General features: G+C 45.6%; 15 protein-coding genes. 3 read left to right on the forward strand and 12 right to left on the reverse strand.

Features of this window, described 5'->3' with window-relative positions:
* Positions 1-51 precede the first annotated feature (51 nt).
* Positions 52-189 carry a 50S ribosomal protein L34 gene (rpmH, locus tag VLG36_03320; GenBank protein HSW77802.1) on the reverse strand — a complete coding sequence of 46 codons (138 nt, stop codon included), beginning with the start codon at positions 187-189 and terminating at the stop codon, positions 52-54.
* Between the two features lie 270 nt (positions 190-459).
* Between rpmH and dnaA the strand changes: the two genes are divergently transcribed.
* The 3 genes from dnaA to recF all read left to right on the forward strand — a co-directional run bounded on the left by dnaA (position 460) and on the right by recF (position 4255).
* Complete coding sequence (gene dnaA / locus VLG36_03325) at positions 460-1839, forward strand: chromosomal replication initiator protein DnaA (GenBank protein ID HSW77803.1); 1380 nt, start codon at positions 460-462, stop codon at positions 1837-1839.
* Between the two features lie 267 nt (positions 1840-2106).
* Positions 2107-3207, forward strand: a complete 1101-nt coding sequence (dnaN, locus tag VLG36_03330) for a DNA polymerase III subunit beta (protein ID HSW77804.1) — start codon at positions 2107-2109, stop codon at positions 3205-3207.
* A 1-nt stretch (position 3208) separates the two neighbouring features.
* Positions 3209-4255 (forward strand): DNA replication and repair protein RecF, encoded by a 1047-nt coding sequence (gene recF / locus VLG36_03335; GenBank protein ID HSW77805.1) that lies wholly within the window; start codon positions 3209-3211, stop codon positions 4253-4255.
* Here recF and VLG36_03340 read toward each other — a convergent pair.
* The 11 genes from VLG36_03340 to VLG36_03390 all read right to left on the reverse strand — a co-directional run bounded on the left by VLG36_03340 (position 4252) and on the right by VLG36_03390 (position 18946).
* Positions 4252-4905 (reverse strand): hypothetical protein, encoded by a 654-nt coding sequence (locus VLG36_03340; protein HSW77806.1) that lies wholly within the window; start codon positions 4903-4905, stop codon positions 4252-4254. The two genes, recF and VLG36_03340, sit on opposite strands and share 4 nt — an antisense overlap.
* Positions 4902-5540, reverse strand: a complete 639-nt coding sequence (locus VLG36_03345; protein HSW77807.1) for a PEGA domain-containing protein — start codon at positions 5538-5540, stop codon at positions 4902-4904. The genes VLG36_03340 and VLG36_03345 overlap by 4 nt, the downstream gene beginning before the upstream one ends.
* A gap of 10 nt (positions 5541-5550) precedes the next feature.
* The gene (locus VLG36_03350) at positions 5551-7512 is read right to left on the reverse strand and encodes a phage tail tip lysozyme (GenBank protein HSW77808.1); all 1962 of its coding nucleotides are present in this window, start codon (positions 7510-7512) and stop codon (positions 5551-5553) included.
* The gene (locus tag VLG36_03355) at positions 7509-10622 is read right to left on the reverse strand and encodes a hypothetical protein (GenBank protein ID HSW77809.1); all 3114 of its coding nucleotides are present in this window, start codon (positions 10620-10622) and stop codon (positions 7509-7511) included. Before VLG36_03355 ends, VLG36_03350 begins: the two co-directional genes overlap by 4 nt.
* A gap of 12 nt (positions 10623-10634) precedes the next feature.
* Positions 10635-12536, reverse strand: a complete 1902-nt coding sequence (locus tag VLG36_03360) for a DUF87 domain-containing protein (GenBank protein ID HSW77810.1) — start codon at positions 12534-12536, stop codon at positions 10635-10637.
* Between the two features lie 2 nt (positions 12537-12538).
* Positions 12539-13417: a hypothetical protein gene (locus VLG36_03365; protein ID HSW77811.1), complete on the reverse strand. Its 879-nt coding sequence runs from the start codon at positions 13415-13417 to the stop codon at positions 12539-12541.
* A 33-nt stretch (positions 13418-13450) separates the two neighbouring features.
* Positions 13451-14437, reverse strand: coding sequence for a PrgI family protein (locus tag VLG36_03370; protein HSW77812.1), 987 nt, complete (start codon positions 14435-14437; stop codon positions 13451-13453).
* A 49-nt stretch (positions 14438-14486) separates the two neighbouring features.
* A complete protein-coding gene (locus VLG36_03375; GenBank protein HSW77813.1) occupies positions 14487-17255 on the reverse strand; it encodes an O-antigen polymerase in 2769 nt (922 codons plus the stop codon).
* A gap of 109 nt (positions 17256-17364) precedes the next feature.
* Positions 17365-18225: a hypothetical protein gene (locus VLG36_03380; GenBank protein ID HSW77814.1), complete on the reverse strand. Its 861-nt coding sequence runs from the start codon at positions 18223-18225 to the stop codon at positions 17365-17367.
* 272 nt (positions 18226-18497) lie between these two features.
* Positions 18498-18746, reverse strand: coding sequence for a hypothetical protein (locus VLG36_03385; protein HSW77815.1), 249 nt, complete (start codon positions 18744-18746; stop codon positions 18498-18500).
* Positions 18747-18778: 32 nt separating this feature from the next.
* Complete coding sequence (locus VLG36_03390; protein HSW77816.1) at positions 18779-18946, reverse strand: hypothetical protein; 168 nt, start codon at positions 18944-18946, stop codon at positions 18779-18781.
* Between the last annotated feature and the right edge of the window lie 153 nt (positions 18947-19099).

A 19099-nucleotide genomic window follows, 5' to 3' on the forward strand; every position in this document is an offset into this window, starting at 1 on the left:
TAAAATTAAAGCACTCCCTTAGTTAAAGGAGTGCTTTTTGTTTTTAACTGGCTATACAGACAGTTGAGCGCGGCCCTTAGCGCGGCGACGCTTAAGCACGGCGCGACCGGCTTTGGTTGCAACACGTGCACGAAAGCCGTGCGTGCGAGCACGGTGGCGTGTGTGTGGTTGGTGAGTACGTTTTGGCATATCTCTGCTATTTTACCGGTTTTCTCCCCTTTTGACAAGATGAGACTTGAAAATTATGTCTTTTCGTTTCCTCGTAATATTTACTTGTCCACATTTACACGTCATTTATCCACATATTTCATAGGGGTGGTACAATATTGTGGAAAACTGCTACCCCTATTCTACCCTCCCATTCTGCTAAACCCACTACCGGTTGTGGAAAACTCTCCGTCCCTGTATAGTAGAGGATAACAACTGAGGTAGACTAACACCGGGGAAAGGACAAGCTATATGCATCATGCTTTGTGGCAAAGCGTATTAGGTGAAATTGAAGTTTCTATTTCGCATGCTGCATTTACAACCTGGTTTAAAAACACCGAGCTGCTTGAAAACACAGGCGAGACAGTCGTCATTGCAGTGCCCAATATCTTTGCAAAGCGTCAATTTGAAGTTAAGTTCAATGATCAGATTAAATCGGTTCTAGAAAAAAATGGCGTCGTACCTAAACGAATTACCTATACCGTAAAAACTAACTCGGCAAAAAAAACCATTACCCGCGAAACAACTGCAACCGCATCAAGTCCTTCCGTAGAGGAGCTCATCTCTTCTCCATCACAACCACGTGTGGGCAGCCTTACGGCAAACAAGCCAAACGCTAATGGTCTTAATCCGCGATATACCTTTGCAAACTTTATCGTCGGTAGTAGTAATGACCTTGCTTATACTGCATGCCAAGCCGTCGCACATAATCCTGGTACAAAATACAACCCACTCTTTTTGTATGGTGGTGTAGGTTTAGGTAAGACACACCTTATGCAGGCAGTTGGAAACGAGATTGCCAAGATTCAACCTGACGCATGTATTTTATATATCAGCTCTGAAACGTTTGTGCAGGAATTTATGGACACTATCCGTTTTAAGAAAAAAGGATTTGCCGATAAATACCGCAACGTCGATGTACTAATTGTAGATGATATGCAATTTATTGCCGGTAAAGAAAAAACTCAAGAAGAATTTTTTCATACGTTTAATGCCCTACACCAAAGTAACAAACAGATTATCATCAGTAGCGACAAGCCCCCTAAGAGTATTCCTACACTAACAGAACGACTCCGCAGTCGGTTTGAATGGGGTATGGCAATCGATATTCAAATGCCTGATTTCGAAACACGCTGCGCTATTGTCGAAACAAAGGCTACTCTTTCAGGCATTCAGCTTGGCCACGAGACGATTGAATACCTCGCTAATAACATCAAAACCAACATCCGTGAACTCGAAGGAGCGTTAAACCAATTACTAGCGTACGCCGAGATGCGTGGCATTACGCCGGACATTTCAACCGCCGAAGGTTTGATTGGAAATGTGCGACAATCCCGCCCACAACACGTAACGCCTAAGCAGATTATCGATAAGACTGCCCGACATTTCCAGATTGATGGTAAGGAAATCTGCAGCGCTAAGCGCGACAAACACATTGTTGTTCCTCGCCAGATCGCCATGTACTTACTACGAAGCGAACTCCACCTGAGCTTCCCAAAAATTGCTAACGAGCTTGGCCGAAAAGACCACACGACAGCCATCCACTCCGTTGAGAAGATAGAAAAGGCTATTAAACTCGATTTCCTCATCCGTGAACAGGTAGCGGACATCAGGGAGAAACTTTATGCTTAAGGTTAGTGGAAAAATTGTGAATAGAGGATGGATAACACTGAGTAAAACAAGTGGGCGTCTATCCACCATAGGAGCCTTCATTTATACACTTACTGCAGGGTCTAGTGCACAAGTCGCTTTACTCCCCAAAGTTATCCCTTTATTTGCACAGTACTTTTCCCCACAAAAAAGAGCCTTCTCACCTCTGTCTGAACACTATTTTTACCCAGTTTCCACAGCCCCTACTATTAGAACCACTAAAGGAAAAATAAAGAAAGGTAATAAGTAATGGAACTTTCTGTAACTCAAGAAAATTTGTCCAAAGCACTCAGTAACGTCGGACGAGTAGCAAGTAGTAAAGCTGGGCTACCTATCCTTAGTAATATCCTCCTAAGAACAGACGGCAACCGATTACTTGTAGCTGCTACGAACCTCGAGATTGCTTCGACTCACTATATTGGAGCAAAGATCATCACACCTGGAGCAATTACAATTCCCGCTCGTTTAGTGAGTGATTTCGTTTCAAGCCTTCCAAAAGGTACAGTTGACTTAAAGGTAAAGGACAGCCACCTTACTATTTCTTCTGGTGGATATACATCAGTTATCAATGGTGTCATTGCTGACGAGTTTCCTGAGTTACCAACGATTGATGAAACTTCCTCTATTCAATACAGCGTTAACGTCGCCGATTTTAAACAAGCCGTTTCGCAGACTGTTATTACAAGTAGTAATGACAGCACGCGGCCTGTACTCACCGGTGTATACTGGCATTCGTTTGAGGGCTATCTTTACTTGGCAGCAACAGATGGCTACCGTCTATCTGAGCGTCGGCTTGTAGAGACAAAAAGCGAAGTGGCGGCAATTATTCCAACGTCATCTTTGCAAGAGGTTTTACGCACGATCAGTGATGATGTCACTGAAATCGATATGCTATTTGACGAAACACAGGTTCGCTTTAGGGTTGGTGAGGCTGAGGTGACGAGCCGACTTATTGACGGTAACTTCCCTCCTTACCGGACACTCATTCCAGATACATCAGAAACGACATTAGTGATCGATGCGAGTGATTTTGTGCGTATCACCAAAATTGCCGGTTTGTTCGCTCGGGATTCCGGTGGCAGTGTCACGCTTACGGCCGACAAAGAGAAGCAGACACTCTCTATCCACTCTATCGCCTCGGAGCTTGGAGAAAACACCTCAGAAACAGCCGTAGAGGTATCAAGCGACGGCCAAGTAACACTCAACTCACGATATTTAGCTGAGGCGCTAGCGGCAATTGATGGTAAGGTCGTAGAATTTCGCTTTAGCGGTAAACTTGCGCCATGTGTTCTCACGTCAAAAAGTGATGATGTGAACTACAAGCATATTATTATGCCGCTTAAGAGCTAGTATGGATCCAATTACGGCCATTAAAGTGCAGCATGTTCGCGTGCACAAAAGTTACTCACTGGACGTCTCGCCTAATGTGACGCTTATTACAGGTACAAATGGCAGTGGTAAAACTTCGCTTATTGAGGCCTTGTATATTGCGCTTCAAGGATCATCTTTTAAAGGTTCGGATGGTGATGTGTTGCGAAGAGGTGCTGAATGGTATCGCATAGATATCGGATATCAAAACCAAGCCTCGCGTTCGGTTAAGTTCGACCCTTCTCGCTCGTCAGGTCGTAAACAATTTATTGTTGATGGCAAAACAAATTATCGACTACCTGATCGTTATAAATATCCTGTTGTTCTGTTTGAACCAGATGATTTGCGACTTTTGAGCGGTTCCCCTACTCGGCGCCGACAATTTATCGATAGATTCATCGCTCAGCTTGATCCGCAATACAGTATTTCACTGCGTCGGTATGAGCGTGCACTTAAACAACGGAATTCTCTATTAAAACAAGGTGCCTATAGCGATAGTATGTTTGCGTGGGATGTTTCGCTGAGCGAATATGGTGCTTATATTATAGAACAACGCCTGAAGTTTGTTGGTGAGCTTAACGGACGTTTAAACGCTGTTTATGGATCGATTTCACATACGGATGATATAGTTACGGTTGCGTACTCTTACGAGCCTCAAGGTAACGTAGCGCAGCGTCTTTTAGCAGAGTTACATCAGTATGCGGAAAAGGACAGACTACTCGGGTTTACCTCGACCGGGCCGCATCGCCACGATATCTTATTTAATTTCAACACCTCGCCTGCCCTTACGGTCGCCTCACGCGGAGAAGTTCGCTCTATCGTACTAGCCCTGAAGTTTCTCGAGGTAGACATCATCGAACTTATTACGGGTAAAAACCCTGTCATTCTGCTTGACGATGTATTCAGCGAGCTTGATAAAGAGCGTCAGAACTATTTGATTGATCTTACAAAAAAGAATCAAATTATTATTACGTCAGCAACCAATAACTCAAATCTTCATACGGACTACGTTACTAACCTGGTTATCTAGTAACCGCTCTGCTTATTGAGATCGACAAGTATATCGTTCGAAATATCCATATGATCTGGTGCTGTTAATATTAGCACCGGAGTCGCCACGAACTGCCACGTGCCATTTACTTTATGAAGAACCGTACGATATACATCACCTAGTTGTCCTGGCCCTGGCGATTTTTGCGTAATAGTTGTACCGTACCAGGTGCCATCGAGGTATAATTTACCACTATTAACCGTATATCCGCTCAGGATAGCTGCGTACTTGGCATCAATGACTGCGGTAATACTTGGAAGTTCGGCTGCCAAGACAGACGCTAAGTAATTAGATGAAAATCCTGGGTTTACGGATACTGACATGTCTTTATCAGCCACAGTAAAACTTATCTGTGAGTTATCGTATTTAGCATCGGTTGGAACTGCGTAGTATTTTGCAGGCTGCAAGGATAGTACCTGTGTTCCCTTAACCGTTCCCACTTTTGTGTCGCTGTCCGATTCGTCTGAATTGGGGTTGCGCTGGTATATATCTGCTGATAGGCCAGTCTGTCGAACCGTAAGAGTTACTTTGTGAAACGAGCTAAAGTATTTATAGGCAAACCCAGCGCCGATTAAGGCAATGATGATTATGCCGATGATGATGAGTCTAATGGTGTATTTTCTATTCATGATGCAAATGGATTCGTGTAATCGTTAAATTGAATTTTAAACTGTGTTGGGTCGTAACCTAAGTTCCGAATTCCCTCTATGGCACTGTTCCGGTAGCCTAAAGGCGCTTCTACGGTCAAAATGATAGAGTTACCACTTGGATCACTTGGATCGTTCCTGTAGCCGATGGTATAGATCATATTGTCGAGTGGTAAGGCAGTAGTAATTGGGTTTTTAGCGGTAAAAGCCTCACCAGTTGCATTCGCCTGTGCACCCGCAAGCCCTTCTACGGACTGATACTTACTCTGATTGTCTTGCTCCCACTGTTTTGCGGCGTCACTCACAGCGGTCATTTCAACGGTTATTACATGATTTGTGGCATCAATATATTGTGTGGCTGAATAGTCGGCAAATCCATCCTTAGCGGCTTTAACTGTATAGGTTTGATTTGGTAATAGATAGGTTGTGCCTGCACCCACGCTATTGTTGTTTATCGTTATCTTGGCGTCATCTGGAATGGCATTTATCGTGACAGTAATCTTGCCTCCCCCAGTTATACCTTGGTAAATCCCGTAGACAATGAGCCCCACGATAACAAGCGCAATTGCAATGATAGCTATCTTCACGCCAGGTGGCAGTTGTTTCCATATATACATATAGTTCTCCTTACTTCTTCCTGAACCAGCTGAAACCGGCCATACTTAATCCTTCATGTCCAGCCATTGGTGCGCGCCAGATCGAGTAAGAGGCAGACGCTACTTTTGTAGGGCTATGGAAGTTTGGAATATCTCCCGCGTATACAAAAGTATGTCCGCTGGACATAGCAACATCCCCTGGCTGAAGTTTTCCAGTATCGATACTTGTTGCCGAACCGAGGCTCTGCCAATTGGCTTGCAACCAGGCGAGCTGTGCGGGGGTAGCACCTCCCTTACCACTGCTGTTATATTTCGGTTCAAAGCCGCTATCTACCATGAGTGTCGTTACAAATCCACCACAGTCGACACCGGGGTATTGCCCACCACCAACGTAACGGCCTTGATCACGTGCTCTTTTTACAGCGGCAGCGTATTCAGGTTTCTCTGTTGTATAGTCTGCGGCGTGATAATCTGGCCATGCGTAGGCAAAGATTGTCTGTGCTAAGTTACCGCCAGTAAATGCAGTATTGCCGCACTCATCACGGGTATTTAGCGGAACGGATTGCTCCACTCCCTTTATAACACCATCAGCGTAGGCTTGTTTGAGCTTCTCGGAAATAGCCGTTCCTTGATCTTGTCCAATTTCGTTGTAAACCCATGGCACATCCGGTGACCAGAGTTCGACAAGTGGCGTGTTACCCGTCGACTCTATGCCTGGACGGTTAAACGACGCCGTTTCTTGGGTATTTCCAGGATCTGTCGTAACAGGATGACCTTCGCTTGTGGTTCGAGTCGTTGCAAAGTTATTAGCATATGCCTCGCTCTTTTGAGCAGTTGCCTGGTTGGTGAACGTATCTTTTTTGCTACCATACTGACGATAGGTACCGACACGCTGTGGCCATGCTTGGTTTACACTGCCTGGTGTTGTATGGAGGCTTATGCCGATACTTGCACCAGCTTGTTTGGCAGCGTTTGCTCTATCTCTAAATTTAACCTGTTGATCGTCAGTGGTGCGCGCGAGAACAACTTTATATCCTTCTGTTTCGAGTGCCGTTTTTACTCGATTGGCAACGTCTAAGACATCGGTACTCTCAGGCATGTTGTGAGACTCAGAGGTGACCAGGCCGCTTTGTTGATCAGTGTAGGTTGGTATAGCACCACCATGGCCTGGGTCGATAAAAACCACAGGTGCAGTACTCGTCGAAGCTGATGCACCAGCAGCTGTGTTTTTTCCGCCAAATTCTGCCAAAATAGCTTTTGCAGCACCACCACGATCTTGAATGACTTTTTGCGGACTGTCGGATGATACCTCAAAGTTGTTATGCCAAAAGACCGTTGCGTCTTCCACGGTTTTTTGTAGTTTAAGTGTATCCCATTCGTCTTTTGCGTTTCCAAAACCTGATGCCGTGACAGGTCTCGACATACTTTCGTTATGGAGAAAAGTTAGTTCAAAGTTTAGGAGTGCGTCCAGATCAGAAGCAGGTATCTTAGACTGGATGGCAGGATCTTTTGCCCAGTCGTATTGGATGTCAGCATATTTAACAAGTTCGGGGTGCTCTGCCTTTAATTTTCCAAGTACACCGCTACTTGGTGCACTGTAGCGACGACCACCATCCCATTGAGGCAATCCCCATCCATGCCCCGAGGCGCTATCCCATGGACTAAATGCTTGATCTCCTTGAAAACGTGTTGGAATGAAAGCGGATTCAGCCTCCATATTACCCATAACTCCAGCCGCTTGTTCATCCGATAAATTCTGTTGTTTAAGGAAATTCCATATTTTTTCCTTAATACTGTTACCTACAAGATTACCTGTTGCATTACTATACGAGCACGACTTATCGTAAAAAAGAATATCGTTATTTGCGTAAAATACTTGATCGGCCGCGTAGGTTTCGCTTGCGATGGAGAGCGTACAAAACACTATGCCAAAGATTATCAATGCAGTCCGTTTTATATGGTTTAACGAAAAGTAATGTCGTACTTTTTTCACAATGCGAATCCTCTATTTGAAAGTAGTCGATAGTCAACCTGTGTTAATAAATTACTGAGAGTGAAGCCGATATTTTGTAGACTAGGATTCCCCGTTGATGAGATCGGCGTTACAGTAGTGCCTGGATCAACCGCATGAATAGTGACAACTCCTGTTCCTGTTTGGAAACCGAGGAGATTGGCTGTTTGCCACCACAGGTCAATTGCGCGTTTGTGACCGTTGATATCAGCACCACCTGCGCCAATATCCTCCTTAGTTGCGATAACTTTCTTGCCGTTATAGTCTATTTCAATCTTTGTACCATCTGGAATACTTCCAAGGGCTGTGCCATTGGCAAGTTCTGCAAAAGCAGTTACACCAGTCATGTGGTTGCCATGGTCGCCCAGGTCGTTTCCTCCGTTATCTGCAAGATTCTCTACCCACTGGCCACTTCCACTATCTAAGGAGCCGCCAAAGACGCTCGCACCAACAACCATGCCGGTTGCGGGAATGTTTCCTACTTGAATGTACGCTGGATTTACGACAGTAGAACCTGTGTTTGTGGAGCTATTTGTTGGTGGGTTGTCCATGCCATCTACCACGCCACTATCAATAACATAGAGATGGAACATCTTTGCCTCTTCTGTATTGTTCGCGTTAACATCGTAGCAATGTGAAGGTAGTTGGTTTGCTTCGTCACCAACGTCGGTAATTTGCTTACTGTCGTCAAGACAGTCAGTTGAGAATTTAGCGAAATCACTACCAACGACGGGATCGCCATTACCATCAATTTGTTGGTTATTGATCATCCACTGAGTTACGTCAGTATCTGGATCGGCGCTTTGGAGCATCCCGACATCATTGAAGCCCATTTCGGGATTACAGTACATAGTGAGTGCAAGTTGAGTACTTTGTAGGAATGTATCATTGCAATCGCCTGATGTGTTGCCGTCGGCAGCTAGGGCTGTCGAATCGCCTATTAGGTTTCCTATATTAAGACTAGATAGAATGGCGGCAGGTGCTGTTAAGAGGCTGCTGTTTTTAATTTTTGAAGCGAATGTGTAAAACGTAGAAGCTAGTGCATTACTTGCAGAGTATGGGTCATTGACGTTTAACGGATTGCTTTGCGCGCGCATGTCAGCTACATAGGTGGCAGTTGAGGAATTGTTAAAATCGTTAAAGGCGGCTGCCGAGTCTTTAGATAGCGGCACCATGCCACGCTGTTGTGCGGTAACTTGGTTTGTCGCATCAAGACCGTTTCCAATTGTATCTGGAGCAACGACACCGTTTATATCGCTATTGATTGTACCGGATATAACACGAGCCAAATATGGAATAGCATAACGCTCGGTTAGATACCCGGCAAGGAATATGCCCGCCGCCGATCCTGCCATTTTTAAGAATTCTTTTGTAGCGACCTTAGCTGCGTTTTTTAAGGCATCTTTCGTAAGAGCATCTGTCGCCTTCTTGACTACGTCTTTTGCCATGCTCTTTACGAGATTGGTAATGGTAGTACGAGCGACAGTAGATGCTTCTTTTGAAAGAAGTTTGGTAATAAACCCCGTGAGAGCTCCCTCGCCAGGTATAAAGCTTGATAACGAAAGCACGCCTTGTACAAATGGATTCGTTACAACACTACAGGCGCCTCGAACTGTTTCTGCGCCGCCCATGTTAGCATTAATCCAGTTAATGACCGCAGCAAATACCTGTATTACCCCGTTTCCGAGCGCACTAGAGCCTAGCGCGACATCCGTCGGCTTACCGTATTCGGCCCTACTGTAAGTCTGCGAATCTCCGAAGGTGTTGCCGTACTGGTCAGCTGTCTCTAAGATCTTTGCCGGCTGTTCAACATCGTTTGGTTGTGCATCACCCGCCTTAATTTTATCGGCTGTCGATAGGAACTGCGCGGCGTAGCGCATAGCTTGCACAAGGACGATTGTCTTCGCTGCAATAAGAATGGTATTAGTGAGCTTATACGTGCCACATATACCGACTAGAAAGTCCGCTGGATTTAATAGCCCGACTGCTTTTTTTAGGCCGGATGGCGATGATATCGCATCCTCTGTCATAGTTGCAGCAGCCGCTGGATCGGTCGGAATACTTGCTATTGGGTCACCCGCAGTCGCTGCTTGTTTAAGCTGGTCAGCTTCGGAATTAACATTGGTTGCTGCATCACCTAGATCAACCTGAGCTGGTTGCTGATTTGGAGGAAGAGGCTTACCGTTAGCATCGGTCGCAGGGGGTGCTTTCTGGTTGTCTGCGTTGTAACTCTCTCCGCTTTCATTGGCGACGATTTTTTGTTGAGTTGTCTTCTCGTCCTCTCCCCATTGTGGATTTGTCGTCAGTTTTTTGTCTGCCCTGATCTTTTTGGATACTTTATCATTCCAGGAAAGCCATCTCGGTGCAAATACACTACGACTTAAGTCGCGGGCCTCCGCCTTAGTGCTTATAGTTTTCAGGTAGTCCTTTGCTTCAACTTTTGTTCCGTCTGCAAGAACAAGAGTTTTACCTCCCGTGTAGCGTCCGAGAGTGTTTTTTGTCAGGGGCTTGCCGTCTTTATCGAGAATTTCGGCACCTTGAATACGAAGACGCTGCACTTGCCTGTCGGTAAGACCACTAAAACGACAACGAACCTTAATGGTACACGTTGCGTTTGTTGAGAATATACGGCCCTTCATAATCAAATTGGAGCGTGCTTCAACAACAGATGACATCTTATCGACCATATTTGTAGTGATTTCTTTTAGGTGTATAAGAAGGCCTGCCGGACCAATAATAGTACCACCCATAATTCCAGTACCACCGAGGAGTCCAATGATAAGTCCAAGTGGCCCCTTCTTTTTTGCTTGAGCAAAGAAAGTTGTAGGCTTTTTTTTGCCACCTTCACTCGATACGTCTGTTTTCCAACCGGCATCGTGTTCATGCTCCTTGGTCTTGTCGATGTTTTTTGTTTTGGCTACATTTGCGTTTTCTTGGTCGGAATTGGTGGTCTGGTCGTAATTAGCCGCCATATCTTCAAATTCACGATCGTAAGCACCTTGTTCCTGATTGTGAAGATCGTGCGCGCTATCAGAGGCGGGATAGAACCGCTCGTCTGCCTCGGCATCGTTTTTATAACTCGCTACCACCATAAACTGTCACTATTATACGCTATATTCGCCAGGATTCATGTATCCAGTTGTTGGGGGTTGTTGTGGACTTTGTGCTTGAAGAGGCGTCTGCGCTTGGATGGCTGCAGATGGGTTGGTTGTAATAAGTCCCTGTTCCGTTTGGCTAGCTACAATTTGGATATGAACATGGTTTTGTCCGGCAAAGAATAGACCTTGTCCGACTGGAAAGTTAGCAAGACGCTTTCGTTCTTCCTCAGTTAACTTAAATACATCCGATAATACGTCAACGGCGCTTGATGATTGCTTTAATAAAAGCTGCATAGAAGAGTTGGCGACGATTGCCCGTCCCATCTTGCTACCCATAAAGTCCTCAACATCTTGAGTGATGGTTGTAAGGCCTAAGTAATACTTACGAGCACGCTTAGCAAGGCTAAAGAGGAAGTTTGCCGAGTCGTCATACTTCATGAGCTGCCAGGCCTCATCCACAATCAACATACGTTTGCGCTGTTCACTGCGTGTGATGTTCCAAATGTGGCTCAAAACAATATACATGGCAACTGGTCGGAGCTCGTCCTCGAGGTCACGAATATTAAAGACGACCATGTGGTTATTGATATCAATGTTTGACTGCTGGGAGAAGATGCCTGCAAATGTCCCAGTGGTGTATTTGCGAAGACGTTGTGCGAGTGCTGGTCCTGTGCCGCCCATGTGAAGTAGCGTATCGTAGAGATCGGCAATTGTCGGAGGAACGGAGTTATGCGTAAGCGGATCACTGGTGATGCCAGCGCGGGCGTAAGTATCAATCAACCCTTGGTCAAGATCAGCTTCTTCGGCTGGTGTGAGCGCAGACATCATTTGGCCGGCTGCGGTTGCCTGGCTACCACCCAACATAAGTCGGAACAAACCATGGAGTGTTACGAGGTTGGCGCGAAGTGCATCGTCGGCTTCGTCATTATCGATCACTCGAGGCAAGTCGAATGGATTAATTCGTGTATCGGCGTTAAGGCTCAAACGAATATAGCTACCTCCAACAGCATCGGAAAGTTTTTGATATTCATTTTCAGGGTCGATAATAAGCACGTCGGAGCCGATCATCATACTGCGAAGTGCCTCGAGCTTGACCGTAAACGACTTACCTGCACCAGACTTTGCAAATACAACCATATTGGCATTTTCAAGACTGAACCGGTCAAAGATGACGAGACCATTATTGTGCATGTTAATACCGTAAAGAACGCCTTTTTCTTGGGTAAGGTCGGCACTGGTAAATGGAAAACTCGTAGAGATAGCACCAGTGTTCATATTGCGGCGAATCTGAAGCTGGTCTGACATCTGTGGGATAGTACTGTTGAGACCCTGCTCCTGCTGACTTGAAGCGACCTTACTAAAGATAAGCTGTTGCCCAAAGAGTGTTTCGATCTTGTGTTGTACAAATCCAAGTTCATCCATGCTATCTGCATACAATGTGACGTAGAGGCCAAAACGGAAAAAACGTTCAGCGCCAACCTGTAGTTGATCTCGGAGTTCTTCGGCGTCCTGTAAGGCCGCCTCAAGACCAGGGTCTCGCGTACGACCCTTCTCGCTGTTGATTGACATACTTGCTTCAAGTTGAGTTACCTTCTTGCGAAGATTGTTAAGCACGACTTGGCTCTCAACTGGGTAGATAAACATACTAATGTCGAGCACTTCATCTATGTTGATGAGTGAACTTAACCAACCGGTATAGATTTGGCGAGGATATCCATAAATATAAAGCGTACGACCGTATTTAGTACCAAGACGAAAATGACTCGAATGAATTTCAAGACTACTTGGTGCAATCAGGTCTCGTAGGGTTGTCATGCCCTTCAAGAAGGCCTGTTCTACCTCGGCTTGTTCACGTGCACGTTGTTGCGCGGCAATATCAACTGGATCAAGTTTTTTCTTATTAGCCATGGCTACATTCCCCCTTCTTGTAGGTGTGGTCGTGGAGCTTCGCCGTGGCCCTTTTGTACATAGGTGCCTGTAACATCCTCGAAATCACCAAGTGGTTCACGTACGGCGGTGTCTGGATTGTACATATTATAATAAAGTTCGCCTAGCTCCTTGGTGTTAAGCTGAACACTTTTTACGCCAAGCTGAAATAATCCACTCGTTACCGAATCGACACGGTTTTTAATTTCATCCTTAGATTTATCGTAGGTAACCTTGTCAATTTTAGTCGCTGTTGTCTGTTGCTTTACAAACAATTTACCAAAGATACCTTTGCTATCTTTAATAACGTTATTAAGATCGCCCGCTGGAAAGTATGGAATGATGACGAAAAAGCTTTTATCCATAATGTTAGCTTCTTGGCTAAGAACGTCAATGAAGTTAATGTAGTCATCCATAAGTACGTTAAGGAGCATGTTATCTTGTGAACGACGAATAGTGGCGAGGCGGTCAATGTATGGACCAATATCAACTCGTTGAGAACGAACAAAAATTTGTACCGGGAAATACAGTGCGTTTAGAAAGTTTTGGTAACTGAACTCAACACCTTCCCTTTCGCGTGAGCTCATAAGGTCGAAGTTGATTGATTTACAAGCAACTACAGCCCTAAAGCTGCCGTCGCTCATAATAACCATGCCATCGCGAATCTCAGAAATAAGGAGGCTGTTCTGTGTCGTATTTTGTTGGACTGGTGGTTTCGGTGTGTCGGCAGAAGAATCAACACCTGCTGGTTGCGAGCCCATAGGCCCATGTGGAAATCCCTGCGCAGGCATGTTGGATACAGCAGGATTTGGCTGCTGAGGTAGACTTGGCGCATTTTGCGGTTGTTGGTTAATTGGTGGCACTTCCCACTCTTTCCTGCCTCTAGTTAATAAGGTTTAGCGTAACGATATAACAACTTCCTCCTCGGGGAGTTTCTCTTCCTTTTGGTGGATGCGGTTTGCCTCGTGCGCAATTGTCTCTATCGACAAATCGGAGTTATTTGCAAGGTTTATTATATCAGGCGACACTATAGTTTCGCTAGTGGTTGTTTCAATGGGTGGTGCTTGCGGTGCAAGTACTGTAGGAATACTCGGCTGAATAGTCGCCACTACAGGTGCTGGTTGCTCAGGCTGAGGTTTTGTACCGAGGGGGTTAATAACAGACTGGTGAATTGACGTTGGGTATGGATTATATGTCAAACGGGGTTCGTCTGTGGTTGGAGCTGTAGGAGTAAGATTTGCGTACGGATCTACAGTCGGTGCTGCAATGATGGGCACAGTAGGTGTAGGAGCCTGAGTGGTTTGACGCATACGTTCAATCATATCTTGACGCCTCCGTACATCGGATTGGTTAATCATTGAATCAAAAGATTGCGCAACGCCACTACTAGCATCAAGTACGTCCTCTTGTTGCTGCGCTTCATAGTACGCGTCATTTTGCATTGCGCTATTGGTGTCGATGCCTCGGACTGCCCATCCTTCAGTATCAACGATGTTAGCAAGGTAGGACAACCGCTGTTGCGCTTCTGTTTCAGATAAATCTTTTGCGCGTTTTATCTCAATCACCTTCGGTGCTGTTATCTCAACGAGTGATTGTATACCGTCGGGCTGCCATAAGCGTCTGCGTGGTTTTAAGTAAAATGACACCACGGCAGCTAGATAGATTTCCATTGGCTGGTCCTTCTTGAGCGGCAACGCGAGCGCCCCAAACAATACGACAATTGGAAGTGGGATGATCGCGAGCGGAATGAATAGTCGACTCAACCCCCATCCTATCGCAATAGAGATGGCGACGATGATCAAGTAAATAAACTGACGAAAACTGAATGGTCCAATCAGCTTGTCGTCAGCTTCAACGTCTTGTGGTACTTTATAGACGGCCATATAACCTTAAGTATAACATTTAGATGACGCAAATTTGAATGATACTAGGTTAAAGCATACTGAGGTCTTCGACCTCTGATTTGTTCTTGCTGATCTGACCAGCGTAACGTGAATTTGTGAGTGCTTCGCTGGCGTTTTTACTGAGGTTCGTATTGTCAGTTGTATGTGCAGGATCAGCGGCAACGCTGGCGATAAATGCAAGCTCATCCTTGTCGCCATTAGCAATTTTATCAACGGAGTAGGCATTTTTATTGATTGCAGTAACGGCAAGTTCTGTGCTATTTGGTGCCGAGATTTTTACTGTATCGCCGGTTGCTGGATCGATTTGAGGTTTGCCGGTTGCTGGATCGATCTTGTCGTTTCCGTGCTGACGAATATCATTGAGTGCGCTTTGACTAACGTAGGTTGGTTTCTCCTTAGAGGATGCCAGACTATCAGCAAAAGCAATGCGTGTTTTTTCGTCCATACCACCGGCTGAATCGAGTAGTTTATTGACACCTTCGGTATCATGGGAGTTAATGACACGCTGCATTGCAGCTATCTTCACCGCAGACTCAGCCCCATCTAGACCAGCTGCGGATCCACCTTGTGATAGCTTTCGTGCATCCTCGCGACTAACGTTAAGATTTGTCATGACAACATTTGCTGCTGAAATTTCGTCTGCTTCAATCTTTGCTTTGATGTTAACGGCACCCGCAAGAGCACGCATTTCCGCACCAGCGCCTCCACCTTGCGCAAGTTTACCGACAAATTTTGGATCATTTTGCGCAAGTGTTGCAATGTAGTTAGCATCGGCACGTTTTAATTCGTTTTTGCGATTTTGAAGTACTGCCGCTCGTTGAGAAGATCGTCGTACGGCGACGCCTTTTCCTGGGAGACTACGATAACCTGTCATACCTTTAAGCTTGCGATATTCTTGACGGTTCTCACGATATCCAGCGGCGCCTTTACGCATACGGTCGAAAGGACCCTTATTTGGATTATTGACAAAGCCACCGATCTTACCAAGAACACCAGTCGTAGTTTTCATGAGCACCGGTGTGATAGCTAGCGGAATAACAGTTACTCCCGCTGCCATAATATGAAGAACCATTACCATAAAACCGCTAGTTGGGTTTGTACTTTGCGTGGTTGATGCCTGCATAAGAACACTGGACGCAAGAGAGCTCGCTCCGAACACGACAGCTATAATTGGAAACATCATAAGAAGAGAGGTGAAGAGTTCTCTCCATTTTTTAAACCAGCTCTCTGTATTTGGCAACAGGTATGCGACAAATGCTAGAGGTGAAATAACTACCAAAAGAATGATGATTGCTTGTCGGGCGGTAAGTACGATAACAACCGTTATAACGGCGAGGAGCGCCATGAGTAGAATTGGAACTAGAACGGAAAGTCCTGCGTATAGCACCGCAACCGCTACCGTACCCGCAATAACGCTAACAGTAAGTGCATCCCATCCCGGACTTCCTGTTTTAGTGAAGTCTTGTCCTGAAACGTACAATTGTTTGCCGGCTCCCTCGAGGAGACCCTTAAGTGAACTACCGAGGATATTGGAAACATCAACAGCAATGGCGCATATCCAGTAGGATACGTTTACAAGAATAGCTGCAATAATAATGCGAGGTAATAACTTTTTAATTCCGTAGTTACTTACTCCAAAGCCGGTAATTTGCGCATATATAATAACGAGAAATGCAATAACAAATGCCACATTTGCAAAGTTACGCATAATTGACCATGCTTGATACATAGCACTACCGGTGCCTGTGTCGAGGGCGGGTGTAGTAAGCATATCGCTCACGACACCATATGCTTGATCTGTTACCTGTGACATAAAACGCATAACTGGACAAACAATCCAACCTATTCCTGAAATAGTACACGTCGGTGGGCTATCATTACCGCCATTATTCGGATTTGTCGTAGGGGTCGATGCTTGTGATTGCGGGTGTGTTTTTACATAGGCGGCGTATGCTGATGCATACTGCGTCGAATGTTTAGCTAAGTCTCCACACGATACTTCTAACCAGTTAAAGTTATCAGGGTAGTTCATTAGCATAGCTTTTTTGCCATGATCTGGAACGTTGTAGTATACCTGTGTTACACCCCCGCTACTATCAACAACATTATAAATACTGTCATGATATTGAGCGGCAACCGACGGAGTTGCGAGTGGCCCTCCAACGTTAGCAATCGCACTCCCCTTACAGAAGGTGGTCATCGTCTCCATAACGTCAAGATATCTCTGGGCGTCATTCCAACCACCCGTTGGCGGTGCTGAAGCATTCGTTCTGTGCGCATCAAGGTTTGCGTATACCTTATTTTTGTCACCACCAATATTTTTATCTGTAAAATCACTCTGTTTAGGATCAGTGAGGCAATCTTGGCCATCGGTGCGCACCAATCCCATCGCGCAGGCGAGCTTCACGTTGTCTAAAAGACCAAGTGCTTTTGCTGGATTGTAGCTAATGAGGTCGTAACAACTAATGTAGTCGTCTGCGTTCCCCCAAACCAAAATTCCAGGACGCACTTCGTTTGTGTCTGCAAACCAGGGGCCTTGAGCGGCGTGCTTTGCAGTTAGTGTATCTCCGGAACCATCTACCAAATTATTGCCGCCACCCGATGTAAGGCAGAGTGCTAATGAAGTACGAAACTCGCTGGCGACGGCATCCGCCAGAACTTCAGGAGCTGCATATAATGTCGCTGGGTCTGCGGCTGCATGAGTCTCGGCATAGTTAACAAAAAGATTGGCAAACACAGAACAAAGCACTACGGCGAGTAGCAAGTAACCCTTTATGCTTTTACCTAGTCTTTTCATATAAGTTATGTTTACATTAAACACTAGCAGAAACGAAAAAGCTAGTCGATGAGATACAAAAAACAGGCCCTACTTTAAGGCCTGTTTTTTCGAATGAAAGACTATAGTTCTATGACGTTGCTCGTGGTCCCCAGTCCAAAAAGGTATTAGCCCCATTTTGTGTGTTAATATCAAATCCAACTGGGAAATCTTGACTTGTGTTGTTTCCAGTAGATTTTGAGTAAGTCTCGGTTGCGGTGATTGTTGCATTAACGTGTGTATCGTCGTTGACTTTCATCCAGTCAAAGAACTTGCCGGTAATCTCCATTTTGTAGTCTTGTTCGTTTTGTGGTTGACTGTGTGTCCATGCATATCCAGTAAGAGCCTGCGCGTGAAGACTCTTCATGTCTTCACCAAGGGTAGAGTATTGAGCTCCTGTAAGGGCTGTGCTATATGCTTCGTCATAGAGAGCAACCACTTGTTGCATGTTATACATACCGTCCTGAGTTACCTCGGATTTATTAAGCCCGGAGTTAACCCACTCGTTTAATAGGTTGGGTACTTTTTGAGCAGCTTCAAGTCCAGTAGGAGCTTCAAACTCCTTCTGAATAGCTGCGACAAATGCCGTCTCGCCTGTATAAGTATTGCCCTGATCGCGGAATACGTAACTGTCGGCGGTGATCTCTAGGGTTACTGGAGCTGTTTCAGCTGGAGAAGATGGCGTAGTAGATGCTGTTTCTCCCGGAGTTGCGGAAGCTGTAGCTGCGGGGCGCTGCCCTTCTTTACTACTATTATGATTACTTGTAGCGCCTACTCCTGCCGCAATACCGGCTGCAAGTGCAGTGGCGGCAGCAACACCACCTACTGTTCGCTTAAGCCATGTTGGCCAACCGTGTCCATTGTTTTCAATTGACTGTGGAACGTAGTCAGGAATAACCTCTGGCTGTCCTTCTTGTTGTATTCGTCGGGTCTGGTAATCTCGTTCTGTCATAATGACGGGTTCCTCGCGCACTTATGTGGGCACTTAAAACGATTTGTAATGTTTATTATATACCCAAATTACTAAAAAGCAAGGTGTCTAATATATTTTACATACACTACATATGGTGTGTGTAGGTTTTACTCAAGATAAGGCAATGTGTGTATATTATGTGTTGACGAGTTCGCTGGGAGGCTAGAATAATGATTTGGCTATAATCTAAAATAACTTACCCCTCGCCGTTTCCGACGAGGGGGCACCCGACTCTCGGGCGGCTTGTGTATTCACTCTTTGTCAACGAATCGCCGCCACTCATCAGGAAGAGTATACCCGGCCTTATGAGCGAAGTTAGGAAGTTGCTGAACGAATTGATAGAGCTGGTTTGCGTCAAGTCGCTGTTCGTCAACATCTCCAAGCTTATTGATGGGTGCGAGGGTTACGGTTCGGTACGTGTTAGCACGGCGTGCGTGAAGGATGACTTCCACGCTTGTGGTGACATATACTTTCCATTCACCGTCGTACTCGCTGTTCACTTCCCAGGCAATGATCTGTCGACCATCAATGTTCAGTCGCTCATATTGCTTAGGGGGGTAACGCGAGCATGGGCTACAACCTGTGGCATGGCCATCCTGGCAGCAGTTGCCCAGCGGTTATACTGCTTGACCAGCTTTGCATCGCGAGCGATACGAGCTATTTCCTCTTGGGCTGTGTAATAAGCCTCGAAGTCCATCATCCGTCCTTTGTCCCTAAACTTAACTCTGAAGTGCGAAAGTGCGTAGCACTTTTGCTACTCTGGTGGAGCATGAGCAGCTACAAACACCTCACCAAAGTAGAGCGTGCCGAGATTGGAATATTACTTCGTAAAGGCTACTCCGCTGGGGATATC

It is taken from the genome of Candidatus Chromulinivoraceae bacterium, assembly GCA_035478595.1.
GTDB lineage: Bacteria > Patescibacteriota > Saccharimonadia > Saccharimonadales > Saccharimonadaceae > CAMLKC01.